At 75.3% G+C, this 15,122-nt stretch carries 8 protein-coding genes; all 8 read right to left on the reverse strand.

The features are described from left to right. Positions 1-25: 25 nt before the first annotated feature. A complete protein-coding gene (locus KO717_RS04970) occupies positions 26-1,564 on the reverse strand; it encodes an amino acid adenylation domain-containing protein (protein WP_301364635.1) in 1,539 nt (512 codons plus the stop codon). A gap of 129 nt (positions 1,565-1,693) precedes the next feature. Continuing rightward, positions 1,694-4,939 carry a non-ribosomal peptide synthetase gene (locus KO717_RS04975; protein WP_301364636.1) on the reverse strand — a complete coding sequence of 1,082 codons (3,246 nt, stop codon included), beginning with the start codon at positions 4,937-4,939 and terminating at the stop codon, positions 1,694-1,696. A 19-nt stretch (positions 4,940-4,958) separates the two neighbouring features. Next, a complete protein-coding gene (locus tag KO717_RS04980) occupies positions 4,959-8,168 on the reverse strand; it encodes a non-ribosomal peptide synthetase (RefSeq protein WP_301364637.1) in 3,210 nt (1,069 codons plus the stop codon). Continuing rightward, positions 8,165-9,985, reverse strand: a complete 1,821-nt coding sequence (locus KO717_RS04985; protein ID WP_301364638.1) for a condensation domain-containing protein — start codon at positions 9,983-9,985, stop codon at positions 8,165-8,167. Before KO717_RS04985 ends, KO717_RS04980 begins: the two co-directional genes overlap by 4 nt. Beyond that, positions 9,978-10,202: an MbtH family protein gene (locus KO717_RS04990; RefSeq protein ID WP_301364639.1), complete on the reverse strand. Its 225-nt coding sequence runs from the start codon at positions 10,200-10,202 to the stop codon at positions 9,978-9,980. Before KO717_RS04990 ends, KO717_RS04985 begins: the two co-directional genes overlap by 8 nt. Before the next feature lie 74 nt (positions 10,203-10,276). Beyond that, complete coding sequence (locus KO717_RS04995) at positions 10,277-12,544, reverse strand: pyridoxal-phosphate dependent enzyme (protein ID WP_301364640.1); 2,268 nt, start codon at positions 12,542-12,544, stop codon at positions 10,277-10,279. Positions 12,545-12,546: 2 nt separating this feature from the next. Next, positions 12,547-13,527 carry a GHMP family kinase ATP-binding protein gene (locus KO717_RS05000; RefSeq protein ID WP_301364641.1) on the reverse strand — a complete coding sequence of 327 codons (981 nt, stop codon included), beginning with the start codon at positions 13,525-13,527 and terminating at the stop codon, positions 12,547-12,549. Then, positions 13,493-15,070, reverse strand: a complete 1,578-nt coding sequence (locus KO717_RS05005; protein ID WP_301364642.1) for an argininosuccinate lyase — start codon at positions 15,068-15,070, stop codon at positions 13,493-13,495. The genes KO717_RS05000 and KO717_RS05005 overlap by 35 nt, the downstream gene beginning before the upstream one ends. Positions 15,071-15,122 lie beyond the last annotated feature (52 nt).

Here is a 15,122-nt window from a genome sequence, read left to right on the forward strand (position 1 = left end):
CGGACGGGGTCCGCGGGCTGCTGGTTCATCGGGGGGCGGGCGCGGGCAGCGCCCGGGGGTCGAGCTTGCCGCCCGGGGTCCGCGGCAGCCTGTCCATCAGTGTCACCACGGCCGGTACGAGGTATCCGGGCACCTTGGCCAGAAGGTGCCGGCGCAGGGCGTCCGGGGTGAGGGAGCTGCCGGGGGTGACGGCGGCCCAGGCGGCCAGCTGCGGTCCGCCGTCCGCCGCGACGGCGCGGGCGACCACGTCGACGACGTCGGGGTGGGCGGCCACGGCCGCCTCCACCTCCTTGAGTTCGACCCGGTGGCCGCGGATCTTGACCTGGTCGTCGGCGCGCCCGAGGAAGACGAGCGGGCCGCCGGGTGCGCGGGTGACGCGGTCGCCCGTGCGGTACATACGCTCGCCGGGGACGCCGGCGAAGGGGTCGGCGACGAACCGCTCTGAGGTCGGCCCCGGCCGGCCGTGGTAGCCGCGCGCCAGGCAGGAACCCGCCAGGTACAGCTCGCCCGCGGCGCCGGGGGGCGCCTCGCGCAGCTCCTCGTCGAGGACGTAGGCGCGTACCCCTGCCAGCGGTTCGCCGAGCGGGATCAGCTCGTCGCCCGCGAAGCCGGCCAGTTCGGCCGGTCCCGGCTCGTAGGAGGTCGCGGTGATCGTGGACTCCGTGAGGCCGTAGCAGCTGATCACCGGGGGGTGGCCGGCGGACGTCCAGCGCGTCAGGTCCGCGGTGCGGCCCGCGTCGCTGCCGATCACCACGCGGCGCAGTGCGGACGGCAGCGGCCGCGGGGCGCGCTCCAGGTCCTTGGCCCACTGCGACCAGTACGGGGTGGGCAGGTTGACGACGCTGATGCGCTCCTCGGCGAGGAACGGCTCCAGTTCGGCGGGCGAGAGGACGTTGTCCTTGACGAAGACGGCCGTGCCGCCCGTGCACCAGGTCGGCAGGGCCTCCTCCAGGCTGACGTCGAAGGCGGGGGCCGCGAACTGCAGGACCGCGTCCTCGGCGGTCAGCCCGTAGCGTCCGGCCAGGGTGGCGACCTGCGCGGCGAGTCCGGCGTGGCCGACCGCCACGGGTTTGGGCTGCCCGGTGGAGCCGGAGGTGAAGAGCACGTAGGCGAGGGAACCCGGGGCGATGTCGGCGGGCCGGGCCGCCGATGCGGGGGCCGCGGTCGTGGTGGAGGCCCAGAACAGCTCGCTCCCGGTGCGGCGTTGCAGCATCGCGGCCGCGTAGGTGTCGGGGGCGACCGCGTGCCGGGTGCCGGCGGCCGCCAGCAGGGTGCGCAGCCGCTCGTCGGGGGCGTCGAGGTCCACCAGGAGGGGTGCCGCCCCCGCGTACCAGATGCCGAGCAGCCCCACCGCCCAGTGGACGCCGCGGCGCACCCCCAGGAGCACCGTGTCCTCCGGCCCGGCGCCCGCGGCGCGCAGTTCCTCGGCCACCGCGCGTGCCCGCCGGTCGAACTGTCGGTACGTCAGCTCTCCTTCGGGCTCGCGGACCGCGGTGGCCTCGGGTGCGATCCCGGCCCGGTGCGCGATGCGCAGGGGCACGGGGGTGGTCTCGGTGGGGCTCATGGTGGTGGTGTCTCCTGGGGGGTGCGGACGGGCTCGTCGCGGGGGGCTCTGCGCGGGAGGGGGCTCTTCGCGGGGAGGGCGCCGCGCGTTCGGGCGCGGTCAGGCGCCCGAACGCGCGGTCACGCCCGGTCAGCCCTGGTCACGGGAGCGGGGGCGCAGGGCGGGGCGGGCGGGTGCGGTCGCGGCCTCGGCGAGGCGGGCGGCGATGCCCGCAGGGGTGGGCGTCTCGAAGAGGTCGCGGATGTTCAGCCGTACGCCGAGTTCGGTGCCGATGCGGCCGGCCAGCCGGGTGGCGAGGAGCGAGTGGCCGCCGTGGGCGAAGAAGTCGTCGTCCATGCCCGCCTCCTGGAGGCCGAGGACGGAGGCGAAGATCTCGCAGACCGTCTTCTCCGCGGGGGTGGCGGGCAGCCGGCCCGCCGGGCGGTGCACGGTGGCCGGATCGGGGAGTGCCTTGCGGTCGAGCTTGCCGTTCACGGTGAGCGGGAACCGCGGCAGGTGCAGGAACAGCGACGGGACCATGTAGTTGGGCAGGTTCCGGCCCAGTTCGGCGCGGACCTCCTCGGCGGTGGGCGTGCCGGTGAAGTAGCAGATCAGCCGCTGCTGGCCCGCGTGGTCCCGGTCGACGGCGACGACGGCCTCGCCGACGCCCGGTACGGTGCGCAGCGCGGTCTCCACCTCGCCGAGTTCGATGCGGTTGCCGCGGACCTTGACCTGGTGGTCCTGGCGGCCGAGGAAGTCGAGCTGGCCGTCGGCCCGCATCCGGGCGAGGTCGCCGGTGCGGTACATGCGGCTGCCGGGCTCGGCGGAGAACGGGTCGGGCACGTAGCGCTCGCTGGAGCGGCGCGGGTCGCGCAGGTATCCGGGTCCCACGCCGGTGCCGCCGATGAAGAGTTCGCCGGGAACGCCGGGCGGTACGGGGGCGAGTACGGCGTCCAGAAGGTAGAGGGTGTTGTTGCGCAGCGGGCGGCCGACGGGCAGCCGGCCGTGTTCCAGCTGGGCGTGCACGTCGGGGCCGATGAAGGCGTGGGTGTTGTCGTCGGAGCACTCGGTGAGGCCGTACGCGTTGACGATCGCGGCCTGCGGGTGGCGCGCGTACCAGCGGGTGCACAGTTCGGGCGGCAGCACCTCGCCGTTGACGATGAACCAGCGCAGTTCGGGCAGGGCCGGCGGCAGCACGCCGGTGTCCCACAGGTCCACGGCTGCGCGGACGAAGGAGGGCACGGTCTCCAGGACGGTGATCCCCCGGCGGGCGGCGTCGTCGAAGAGGGCGGCCGGGTCGCGGGCGGTGTCCCGGGTGACCAGGTGGACCTGTCCGCCGGTGATCAGCGGGGCGAGCATCTGCCACACGGAGATGTCGAAGGTGAGCGGGGCGTTCATCACCACGCGGTCGCCGTCGCCGAGGCCGAGGTCCTCGACCTTGGCCAGGAGGTGGTTGTTCATGCCCCGGCGGTGGACCATGGCGCCCTTGGGCTTGCCGGTGGAGCCCGAGGTGAAGCAGACGTAGGCGAGGGCGTCGGGTCCGCCGGCCGGCGCCGGCCGCTCGCCCGGGGCGGCGGCGGCCGCGTCGTCGATCACGAGGACGGGCAGGCCGCCGGGGACGGCGGCGGCGATCTCCTCGGCGCGGGCGCGCTGTTCGGGGGCGGCCAGCAGCCGGGCGATCCCGCCGCTCGCGAGGAGGTCGGCGGTACGGGTGACGGGTCCCTCGGGGTCGAGGGGGACGTAGGCCGCTCCGGAGCCGAGGATGCCGAGCATCGCGACGGGGACCCGGGCGGTGGGCTCGCTCAGCACCGCGACCAGGTCGCCGGGGCGCACGCCGTCGGCGAGCAGGGCCAGGGCGAGGGCGTCGGCGCGGGCGACGAGGGCCGCGTAGCTCAGCTCGCGGCCGGCCTCGTCGGTGGTGGCGACGGCGTCGGGCCGGCGCTCGGCCTGCTGCCGTACGCGCTCGACGGCCTCCGCGTACTGCTCGTCGCGCGCGGTGTCGTTCCATTCGACCAGGACGCGGTGGCGTTCGGCCGGGGAGAGCAGGTCCACGGTGCCCACCGGGCACGACGGGTCCTCGGCGACGGCCTCCAGGAGCCGGGCGAGTCGTTCCAGCAGGGCCTGGGCGGTGTCCCGTTCGAAGACGTCCGGCCGGTAGTCGATCTGCAGGCGCAGCCGGTCGCCGGGGATGGCGGTCAGCGAGAGCGGGTAGTGGGCGGCGTCGTACGGGTCCACTCCGGTGACGCGGAGCCCGCCCGCGCCGAGGGCGGCGAGGCCGGCCGCGTCGACGGGGTAGTTCTGGAAGGCGACGCAGGAGTCGAAGAGCTCCCCCGCTCCGGCGAGCCGCTGGATCTCGACGAGTCCCAGGTGGTGGTGGTCGATCAGCCGTGCCTGCTCGTCCTGGACCCGTTCGAACAGGGCGACGAGGGACTCCGCGGGGTCGATCCGCACGCGGACCGGCACGGTGTTGATGCACAGGCCCACGATGTCGGCGACGCCGGCCAGTTCGGGGTCGCGGCCGCTGACGATGGCGCCGAAGACCACGTCCTCGGAGCGGATCTGGCGCCCGAGCAGGAGCGCCCACGCACCCTGGAGCAGGGTTCCGGAGGTGATCCGGTGCTCGCGCGCGAGGGCGCCGAGCCGCTCGGTCAGGGACTCCGGGAGGTACGTCTCCACGCGGTCGGGCAGGACCGAGCCGGGCGGCGGGGACACGGGCGCGGTGCGGGTTCCGCCCTGCAGCCCGTCCAGGGCGCGGGTCCAGGCGTCCTGGGCGGCGGCCGTGTCGCGGCTGTGGAGCCGGCCCAGGAAGGCGGAGTACGGGGTGACCGGGCCCAGGGCTGCGTCGTCGGCGTGGTGCAGGGCGAGGAGTTCGCGCACCAGGACCGGCCAGGACCAGCCGTCCATCAGGATGTGGTGGTAGGTCAGCAGCAGCCGGTGGGACAGCGGGCCGGTGCGGATGAGGGCGAAGCGCAGCAGCGGCGGCCGGGCGAGGTCGAAGCGGGTGGCCCGGTCCTCGGCGAGGAGGGTGTCGACGGCGGCGGCGCGCTCGGCCGGGTCGAGCCCGGACAGGTCCGCCTCCTGCCAGGGGGCCCGTACGCCGCGCTGGACGACCTGGGCGGGTTCACCGGTGGCGCGGCGCAGGAAGCCGGCGCGGAGGTTGGCGTGCCGTTGCAGGACGGTGTCGGCGGCGGCGCGCAGCCGGTCCGCGTCGAGGGGGCCGTCGAGGTCGAGGAGCAGCTGGGCGACGTAGACGTCGCGTTCCTCCTCGTCGAAGAGGGCGTGGAAGAGGATGCCGTCCTGGAGGGGGGAGAGCGGCAGGACGTCCTCGACCAGGGAGCGTGCGGCGGGGGCGGCGGCAGAGGGGAGAGGGGCGGGGGTGGACGGCGGGTGGTTCACGGTGGTGTTCCTTCTGTGGTCAGGCGGTCTGGGTGCGGCGGGCCCGGCGGACGATCGGCGGGTCCTCGGCGCCGGCGCCGGCGGCCGCGGCGGCGGGCAGGGCCGCGGCCAGTTCGGCGACGGTGGGGCCGGTGAAGAACTGGCGGATGCCGACGGCGGCTCCGAACCGCGCCGTGACCTCGGCGAGCAGCTGGGTGGCGAGCAGGGAGTGGCCGCCGAGGTCGAAGAAGCTGTCGTGGACCCCGATCCGGGGCAGGCCGAGGACCTGTTCCCAGATCGCGCACAGGGTGCGCTCGTCGTCGGTGCGCGGCCCCTCGTGGGCTCCTGCGGTGCCGGCCGTGGCCGGATCCGGTGCGGGCAGGGCGGTCAGGTCGGTCTTGCCGTTGGCCGTCACGGGGAAGGCGTCGAGGAGGGTGAGGGTGGCGGGCACCATGTAGTCGGGCAGCCGGGCGCGCAGGTGCTCGCGCAGTTCCCGCGGGTCGGGTGCGGGGGTGCCCTCGGCGGGGACCGCGTAGCCCGCGAGCGCGGGTCCGGCGGCCGTGTCCACGACGGTGACGGCGGCCTGGCCCACCGCCGGGTGGGCGGCCAGGGCGTGCTCGATCTCGCCGGGTTCGATGCGCAGTCCGCGGATCTTGACCTGACGGTCGGCGCGGCCGAGGTACTCGACCTGGCCGTCGGTGTTCCAGCGGGCCAGGTCTCCGGTGCGGTACATGCGGGCGCCCGGGGGGCCGTACGGGCAGGCGACGAAGCGTTCGGCGGTCAGCGCCGCCCGGCCGAGGTAGCCCTGGGCGAGTCCGGTTCCCGCGATGTAGAGCTCGCCGATGACGCCGGGCGCCACGAGGCCGAGCCGGTCGTCCAGGACGTGGAGCTGCGTACCGTCGAGCGGGCGGCCGATCGGGACCTGCCCGTCGGGGGCCTCCTGACCCGGGCCGACGGCGAAGGTCGCGGCGAAGGTGGTGGTCTCTGTGGGGCCGTAGGCGTTGGTGACGGTGGTGCGGGGGCAGGCCTCGCGGACCCGGCGGACCATGGACGGCGAGGCGGCCTCGCCACCGGTCATCACCTCGTGCAGCGTGCCGAGCGCGGGCAGGCAGCGGTCGGCGAGGACGTTGAAGAGGGTGGCGGTGAGGAAGGTGCCGGTGACCTTCTCCTCGGTCATCAGCCGGGCGAGCGCGTCGACGTCGAGCTCGCCGGGCGGCGCGACGACGACCAGGCCGCCGTTCAGGAGCGGCACCCACATCTCGTAGGTGGAGGCGTCGAAGGCGTGCGGGGAGCGGAACAGGACCCGCTCGTGCGCGCCGCCGCGCCAGCGCCCGTCGGTGGCGAGGGCGACGACCTCGCGGTGGGAGACGGCCACGCCCTTGGGCGTGCCGGTGGAGCCGGAGGTGTACATCAGGTAGGCGAGCGCGTCGGGATGACCGGGCGGCCCGTCCGCCGCCACTGCCGCGGCCTCCTCGGCGGGGGCCCCGTCCGGGCGCAGTACGTGGCGCGGACCCGCCGGTACGGGCTCGCCGTCCGGGACGTCGGTGACGAGGACGGCGGCCCCGGCCGCGGTGATCACGGCCTCGGTACGGGCGCGCGGGGCCCGCGCGTCCAGCGGCAGGTAGGCGGCGCCCGCCTTGAGGATGCCGAGGCAGGCCGCGACGAGGCCGGCCGAGCGGTCCATCAGTACGGCGACGGCCTCGCCCGGGCGGACGCCGAGGGTACGCAGCCGCCCGGCGATCCGGTCGGCCCGGGCGTCGAGTTCGGCGTACGTGGTCTCCCGGCCGGCGCAGAGCACGGCGGCGCGGCCGGGGTGGGCGGCCGCCCGCTCCTCGAAGGCCTGGTGGACGGTGCGGACGTCGGCGGCGACCGGCGCGCCCTGCCAGTGCTCCAGGAGGTCGGCGCGCTCCCCGGGCAGCAGGACGTCGAGCGCGGAGAGGGGGATCCCGGGTGCGCGGACGACGGCGCCGATGAGGTGGACGAGCCGGTCCAGCAGCCGCCGGGCCGTCGTCCGGTCGAACAGGTCGCTCGCGTACTCCAGGCCGAGGGCCAGGCCCTGTGGTTCTCCGGTGGCCGGATCGTGGAGCTCCTCGACCTCCAGGGTGAGGTCGAACTTGGCGGTGTCGGTGCGTACCGCCTCCACCTCCGCCCGCAGACCCGCGAAGGCGGGGGTGAGCGGCTCGCCGCGCTGGGCGGAGACGGCGACCTGGAAGAGCGGGTGACGGGCGGGCGAGCGGGCCGGGTTGAGGCGTTCGACGAGCGATTCGAAGGGCAGTTCCTGGTGGGCGTACGTCTCCAGGGTGGCGGACCGCACGCGGCCCAGCACCTCCGTGAAGGTGGGGTCGCCCGAGGTGTCGGCGCGCACGACGAGGGTGTTGACGAAGAGGCCCACGAGGTCGGTGAGGGCTTCGTCGTCGCGGCCGTCGACGGGGCAGCCGAGCGGCAGGTCGGTGCCGGCGCCGAGCCGGGTGAGCAGGACCGCGAAGGCGGCCTGCACGGCCATGAACGGCGTGGCGCGGCCGCCTTGGGCCAGCGCGGCCAGCCCCGCGTGGACGGCGGCGTCGGTCCGTGCCTCCACCAGTGCGCCCCGGTGGCCGGCCACGGCCGGGCGCGGCCGGTCGGCGGGCAGGGCCAGCTCCTCGGGCAGGCCGTCCAGGGCGGCCGCCCAGTGGGTGAGCAGCCGGGCGTGCAGGGAGCCGGGGTCCTGTGCCGCGCCCAGGAGTTCGCGCTGCCACAGGGCGTAGTCCGGGTACTGGACGGGCAGTTCGGGCCACTCGGGCGGGCGCCCGGAGCTCCGGGCGGTGTAGGCGGCGGCCAGGTCGCGCACGAGGACGTTCACGGAGTGGCCGTCGCCCGCGATGTGGTGCAGGACCAGGAGCAGGTAGTGGTCCTCGGCTTCGTCGGTGAACAGGTCGGCGCGCAGCGGCGGTTCGGTTCCGAGGTCGAAGGGCCGGGACGACGCCTCCCCGGCCCGGCGGGCGCGTTCGGCGGGCGGGCAGACGGTGACGGCGAGCTGCGGGACGGCGTCCGCGGGGTCCAGGACCCGCTGGTGCGGGCGGCCCGCAGCGTCGGGGAAGACGGTACGGAGGGCCTCGTGGCGGGCGCTGACGTCCGCGAGGGCGGCGCGCAGGGCGGCCCGGTCGAGGGCGCCGCTCAGCCGCAGCCCGACGGGGATGTGGTAGAGCGCGCCGTCGGCGCCGTCCCGGGCGTGGAACCACAATCGCTGCTGGGCGTGGGACAGAGGGATCACAGCAGGGCTCCGAGCTGGGATTCGAAGGTGTCGAGGTCGGCCTGGCTGACCTGGGCGAGGGGCACGTCGGAGGGGGTCAGCCCGCCGGCGTCCGGGCGGGAGGCGTGGGTGACGACGGCGCGCAGCATGGTGAACCACTCCTGCGCGAGGTCGTGGACCCGACTCCGCGGGAAGACGTTGCCCGCCCAGGTCCAGGTGGCGCTGAGGGTGAGGCCGTCGGGGCCCTCGTGGGCGGCCGCGTTGACCTCCACGGCGTGGGCCATCGGAAGGCCGTCGTCGGCGTCGTCGAGGGCGAAGGCGTGCCCGGGTGCGGCGTCCCAGGGGGCGTCGCCGCCCATCGGGAACCGGCCGAGGTAGTTGAAGCCGATCTGGGGGATGCCGCGCGCGGCGAGGTCCGGCCCGGTACGGGAGTTGAGGTGGCGCAGCAGCCCGAAGCCGATGCCCTTGTCCGGTACGGCACGCAGTTCCTCCTTGACCAGGCGCAGGGCGGCTCCGACCGCGGGTCCGCCGGCGCGGGCCTCGTCGAGGTCGGGGCGGCCGAGGGCGAGGCGGACGGGGAACACGGTGGTGAACCAGCCGACGGTGCGGGACAGGTCCGTGCCGTCGGCGATGTCCTCGCGGCCGTGTCCCTCGACGTCGACGAGGACGGCGCCCTCCGCGTCACCCGTGTCCGCGCCGTCGGCGCTCCGCCGGCCGAGCACGGCGAGCGCCAGGGCGGTCAGCAGCACGTCGTTGACGGTGCCGTTGACGAGACCCGGCGCGGTGGTGAGCAGGGGGCCCGTCACATCCGGTCCGAGGGTCAGGGTGAGGGTGTTGTCCGGGCTCTCGGGGTCGAGGCCGCCGGGTGCGCGGACTCCGGCGAGGTCCTGCGGGGCCTCGCGCAGGGCGGCGGCCCAGCGGTCGGCCTCGGCGGTCCGGCGGCCGGAGGTGGCCTCCGCGCGCAGCAGGTCGGCCCAGTGCGCGAAGGGGGTGTGCGCCGGTTCCAGGGCGGGCTCGCGGCCCTCGGCGAGGGCCGCCGCGCAGGCCCGCAGGTCGTCCTGGAGGATCCGCCACGAGACGCCGTCGACCACGAGGTGGTGGACGACGAGTGCGAGACGTCCCTGCTGTCCGGCTCCCCGGTCGAGGAGTACGGCGCGCAGCATGTGGCCCGCGCGGGGCGAGAGCAGCCGCCGGGCCGCGCGCATCCGGTCCCGGGTCAGGGCGGGCAGTTCCCCGTCGCCCTTCCCGCGGGCGTCCACGTGCTCCAGCAGCTCCGCCGCGGTGACGGAGCCCGCGGGCGGTACGAGCGGCTCGGCGCCGGAGGCTCCGATCCCGTCGGGCAGCCGCAGGCGGAGCATCTCGTGGGTGTCGAGGAGGGCCTGGACGGTGCGTTCGGCGTCGGCCGGCCCGAAGCCCGGCGGGGTGCGCAGGACGAGCGACTGGTTGTACGTGTCGACGGGACCGCCGAGTTCGGCGAGCCAGCCCATGATGGGGGTGGACACCAGCGGCCCCAGGCGGCGCGGGGGCACGGCCGGGCCGGCGCTCTCCCCCGCCCGGCCGTGGGCGCGGGCGGTGGCGGCGAGCGCGCTCACGCTCTCGGCGCGGAGCACGTCACGGGTGCTGACGAGGAGGCCGGCCGCGCGGGCGCGGCTGACGACCTGGATCGCCTGGATGCTGTCCCCGCCCAGCCCGGTGAAGCTGTGGCCCGCGTCGACCCCGGCGCGGCCGAGGATCTCGGCGAAGAGCGAGCACAGGATCCGTACGGGGTCGGCGTCGCCGGTGTCGGTGTCGGTGTCGGTGTCGGCCGGCTGCCCGGCGCGGTGGACGGGCTCAGCCACGGGGCGCGTCCCCGGCGAGGGCGGCCACCAGGGAGGCGGGGCGCATGTCGGTCCAGACCCGCTCGACATGGTCCAGGCAGGCCTGGCGGCCGTCGGGGCCGTGCACGACGGTCCAGCCGGCCGGGACGGGGTTGGCGGCGGGCCACAGGGAGTACTGGAGCTCGTCGTTGCGGACCACGACGTAGGCGGCGTTGTCGTTCTCGAAGGGGTTGCTCATGGCGGTTCACCTTTCGGATCGGGTGCGGCCGTACGGGTCGTACGGCGCGTCTGAGGACGGGAAGCGGCAGAAGGTCAGGAGTGCTGCGGAGGCTCGATGTCGAGGCGGAGCAGGGCCCGCGCCGCGTCCAGGGCCGCGTGCACGCCCTCGGGCTCCGGGTGGCGGGCGATCACGTGCCCGAGGCGGTCGGAGGCGCTGCGCGGCCTGCGTACGGCCGCGCCGGGGGCGGCGGTGACCAGCACCGACTCGACTCCCTCGACGGCGGCGGCCTCCTGGGTGCCGTGGGCGGCGGTGAGGGTGCCGTCGGCGTCGGCGAGGAGGAACTGGATCCCGGCGTGGCCGGCGTCCTCGGCCTTGAGGTGCGGGGGCAGGCCGAGGGCGGCCCGGAGCTGCTCCCCGAGGAGGTCCACCCCGGAGGCGAGCCGGATCAGTTCGGGGATCATGCCGCCGGCCGGGCGGGGGTTGATCTCGATGAGGGCGGGCCCGTCGGCGGTCAGTTTGACCTCGGTGTGGGTGGCTCCCAGGCGGATCCCGGCCGCGTCCAGGGCCGCCGTCACCGTCTCGGTGATCCGCTGGGCGGTGGCGGCGGGCAGCGGGGCGGGGAAGAGGTGGCGGTGCTCGACGAAGTGGGGGGTGGCGGTCACGGACTTGGCGGTGATGCCGACGCACACGGCCCGGCCGTCGCCGCTGAACATCTCGACGCTGTACTCCGGCGCGTCCAGGTACTCCTCGACGAGGACGGTGCGGGCGGTGGGCATGCCCCGTACGTTGGTGCCGATGGCGAGGATCGCCTCGATCTGGGCGCGGACCTCCGCCTCGTCGGCGCAGAGCAGGACGTTGGTCGAGCCCGAGTCGTCGGCCGGCTTGACCACGCAGGGCAGTCCGGTGCGGGCGACCGCGGCCGCTGCCCCGCCCGGCTCGCGGACCAGGGCGTAGCGGGGCTGGCGGACACCTGCGGCATGCAGCCTCTCGCGCAGGGCCGACTTGTCGCGGCAGACGGCCACCGCCTCGGGCGGGTTGCCGGGCAGGCCGAGCCAGCGGGCGATCCGGGCGGCGGCCGGTACGTAGAATTCGCTGGTGGTGGTGACGCCGGCGATCTCCTCGCGGCGGAAGCGCTCCTGTACGGCGGCGCGCAGCGCGGCGTCGGAGTTGGTGTCGCAGTGCACCACCTCGGCGCCGGTGTCCGCGAGTCCCCGGTAGCGGTCGGGGTCGCCGGTCAGCAGGACGGGTACGGTGCCCAGTTCGCGCGCCCGGTCCAGGGCGAGCATGCCGGTGCCGGTGGTGTTGGACTCCACGAACAGCAGGTGCCGCTGGATCCCGGCGGGCGGGCTGTAGGCGAGGGTGGACCAGGTGCGGGCGGTGCCGTCGGGGCCGAGGGCGGCCGGTGCGGTGGCGGTGGGCACCTCGCGCAGCCGGTTCTCGTCCCAGTGCTCGTCGTTGTAGACGGTGTCGGCATAGCGGTCGCCGCGGTCGGGCAGGATGCCGACGATCCTGGTCCCGGGCTCGGCACGGTCGGCGAGGCCGGTCAGGACCCGGTAGACGGAGCCCGAGGTGTTGCCGCCGAAGATCTGCTGCTCGCGGGCGAGGTCCCAGGTCGCGGCGAAGGCCTCGTGGTCGTTGAGCCAGTGCACCTCGTCGACGAGGGTGCGGTCCAGGTTCTTGGGCAGCAGGCTGTTGCCCAGCCCGCTCTGCAGCCGCTGCGGTACGTCGGGCTGGCCGAAGAGGGCGCTGCCCACGCAGTCGACGCCGACGACGTGCAGGGCGGGGAGGCTCTCGCGCAGCGCCCGGGCGGTGCCGCACAGGGAGCCGCCGCTGCCGACGGCTCCGACGAGGGTGTCGAACTGCCCGAGATCCTGCAGGAGTTCACCGGCGAGGGTGCGGTAGGCGCCGGGGTTGTCGGGGTTGGTGTACTGCTGCGGCCAGAAGGCGCCCGGCAGTTCGTCGAGCAGTTCCGCGAGGCGCTCCAGGCGGGCGCTCTGCCAGCCGTGGCTCGTCATGGCCTCGACCACGTGCACCCTGCAGCCCAGGGCGCGGAGTTTGGCGAGGGTGACGGGGTCGATGCGCGGGTCGGTGACGATGTGCACCTCGTGGCCCAGGGAGCGGCCGACGAGGGCGACGCCGAGGGCCATGGTGCCCGAGGAGCTCTCGATGACGGGGGCTCCCGGCTTCAGGGTGCCCAGCCGCCGGGCCTCCAGCAGGATGTTGCGGGCGACGCGGTCCTTCATCGCGAAGAGGTTCTGCAGTTCCAGCTTGGCGTAGACCTCCACGCCGCGGGCCTCGCCCAGGCGCAGCCGGACCAGCGGGGTGGCGCCGATCGCGTCCGTCACGGTGTCGAACAGCATGCTCAGATCTCCAGCTCGGTGGGGTGGACGGGCGCGGCCTTCGGGCTCCAGCTGTCGCCGTCGCCGAGGGAGCGGTGTACGGACACCTCTCCGCCGAGGGCGGCGCAGCCGGCCCGGATGTGCGCGGTCTTGCCGGCGAGGGCCGGGTCGTTCGCCTCCAGGAGGACGCCGAGCATGGTGCCGCTGTGGGCGAGCACCAGGCCCAGCCCGTCGACCTCGCGGCACAGGGCGTGCAGTTCCGCGAATCCGGCGCGCCGGCGGCGGTGGGCGTTCATCTCGGCGCTGCGGGTGGCGACGGCGCCGACCTCCTGGAGGTCGCCGCGGGCCACGGCGCCGGTGAGCCGGTCCAGCAGGAGCGCGTACTCCTCCCGGTCGGCGGCGTCGATGGACCGGGCGCCCCGGTTGTGCGCGACGGTGTCCACCTGGCCGCCCTCGTCGTGGGCGACGACGGTGAGCGGGGGCAGCACGCCGAGGCGGCGGCCGAGGCGCACCTCACGGTGGTGGAAGGCCACGATCTCGTCGTACATGACCCCGTCGGCCGGTTCGATGCCGCGCAGGAAGTCCTCCGTCTCGGCCGGGGTGAACTCCCGCCCGTGGGCGGCCCCGACGGCCCTGACGGTGGCGACGAGGTCGGCGGAGGAGCTGGCGAGGCCCTTGCCCTCGGGCAGGTCACCGGCCACCTCCAGGAGGCCGCCGTCCACCGTGCCGAGGGCGGCCAGGACGGCCTCGGCGACCCGGCGGGACTTGGCCTTGTGCGCCGGCCGCACCTGGATGTCGCGCCGGCCGGGGCGGGGGTGGAAGACGGCGGTGGCCCAGCGGGCGAGGGGGAAGGTGACCAGGAAGTCCCCCTGCGGGTGGGGCAGGGCGCCCTGGAGCAGTTCGCCGAAGGTGCCGAAGGCGCTGCCGGAGCCGGATCCGAGGACGGAGGCGGAGGTTCCTCCGGCGGGGTCAGTGCGTGTGCCGTACACGGGTGCGGGTGCCATCGCCGTCCTCCTCCTGGATCTCGTCGCCGGTCACGCCGGTCGATCCGTACAGGGCACGGTCGCCCTCCTCGGCGCCCGCGCGGAGCGCGGCGGCGCGCAGCTCCCAGTCGGCGCCGAGCCGTTCGTACGTCTCCCGCTGGGTGCGCAGTACCGCGCGCACGGCGTCGGGGCGGGCCGAGCCGGCGGACACCATGCGCTCCAGGCCCCGGTCGACGTCGAAGGCCTCGGCGAGGAGCCGGGCGGGGTCGGCGAGGGTGATGCCGTGCCCGGCGGCCGCCTCGGCCAGCAGGGCGGGTTCGCCGGGGGCGGGGGCGGCGCCCGCCGCCGCGGCGAGCACGACGTACTTCCCGGCGACGACCTGGGCGGTGCGCCAGGGCACCCCTTCGGTGAGGCAGAGGGCGTTGGCGAGGCTGAAGCCGCCGAGGAACTCGCGCTCGCAGACCTGGCGCATGCGGTCGGCGCGGAAGGTCAGCCTGTCCAGTACCTCGGTGAGGAGGCGGACGGTTCCGTGGGCCGAGTCGAAGGCGTTCAGCAGGTGGGTGCCGGCCTCCTTGGACACCTCGACGAGATTGCAGAAGGGGGTGTTGCGCTGGCCCAGGAGCACGTCGAAGTGGAAGGCGGTCAGGTGGGCGGTGCGCCCGCGGATGCGCTCCAGGACGGGGTAGTTCTTCTTCTGCGGCATGGCGGAGGAGATGCCGGACAGCTCGTCGGGCAGTTCGATGAAGCCGTACTCGCTGCCGCCCCAGGTGAGCAGGTCGGTGGTGAAGCGGCTCAGGGCGGTGCCCAGCAGGCTGAGTTCCGCGGTCAGTTCGGCGCTCCAGCGGCGGGAGGCCACGGCGGTCAAGGCGTGGGGCTGCGGCCGGGAGAAGCCGAGCAGCCGGGCCATCCGGTCGCGGTCCCAGGGCAGTTCCTGTCCGGCCATGGCGCCGGCGCCCAGCGGGCAGGCGTCGATGCCGTCGTAGGCGTTCAGCAGCCGGGCGTGCGTGTGCAGCAGGTGCTCGGAGAGCGCGGCGAGGTGGAAGCCGGGGGTGATGATCTGGGCGGCCTGGAAGTGGGTGTACCCCGGCATGGGCAGGTCGCAGGTTTCCTGCGCCAGCCGGTGGACGACGGCGCCGAGTTCGAGGAGCGCGCCGGCGAAGCGGGTGAGCTGGTCGCGGCCGTACATCACCTGGGCGCAGGCCTGGAGGTCGTTACGGCTGCGGTCGGCGTGCCAGCGCACGACCGGGGCGGGCAGGCCCGCCTCGACGTGCCGTTCGAGGGCGAAGGCGATGTCCGACATGTTGGCGCCGGGCTGCGCGCTGAGGGTGCCGGGCCCGACGGAGTCCAGCAGGGCGGCGATCCGGTGGGCCTCCTCGGCGGTGATCAGGTCCATGCGGACGTACTCGGCGGCCAGGGTCTTCTCGATGGCGACGTAGTGGCGCAGCAGGTGGCGGGACTCGAATGCGAACTGCGGGGCGAGCACTTCGTCGTGGAGGAGTTCGGCGGGTCCGCCGCGGATACGGCCGCTCAGCTCGGGGGCGGGCCCCGGGGTGTCGCTCGTCACGTGGTGTGTTCCGTTCCTGTTCTGGTGCGGGGCGCGGGGCGCGAGGTGCAGG

Origin of the sequence: Streptomyces xanthophaeus (assembly GCF_030440515.1) — a bacterium.
GTDB lineage: Bacteria > Actinomycetota > Actinomycetes > Streptomycetales > Streptomycetaceae > Streptomyces > Streptomyces kutzneri.

Excerpts from the sequence above, each read along its gene's own strand:
- KO717_RS04995 (WP_301364640.1), bottom strand. The coding sequence starts at position 12,544 with ATGCTGTTCGACACCGTGACGGACGCGATCGGCGCCACCCCGCTGGTC.
- KO717_RS04990 (WP_301364639.1), bottom strand. The coding sequence starts at position 10,202 with ATGAGCAACCCCTTCGAGAACGACAACGCCGCCTACGTCGTGGTCCGC.
- KO717_RS05000 (WP_301364641.1), bottom strand. The coding sequence starts at position 13,527 with ATGGCACCCGCACCCGTGTACGGCACACGCACTGACCCCGCCGGAGGA.
- KO717_RS04970 (WP_301364635.1), bottom strand. The coding sequence starts at position 1,564 with ATGAGCCCCACCGAGACCACCCCCGTGCCCCTGCGCATCGCGCACCGG.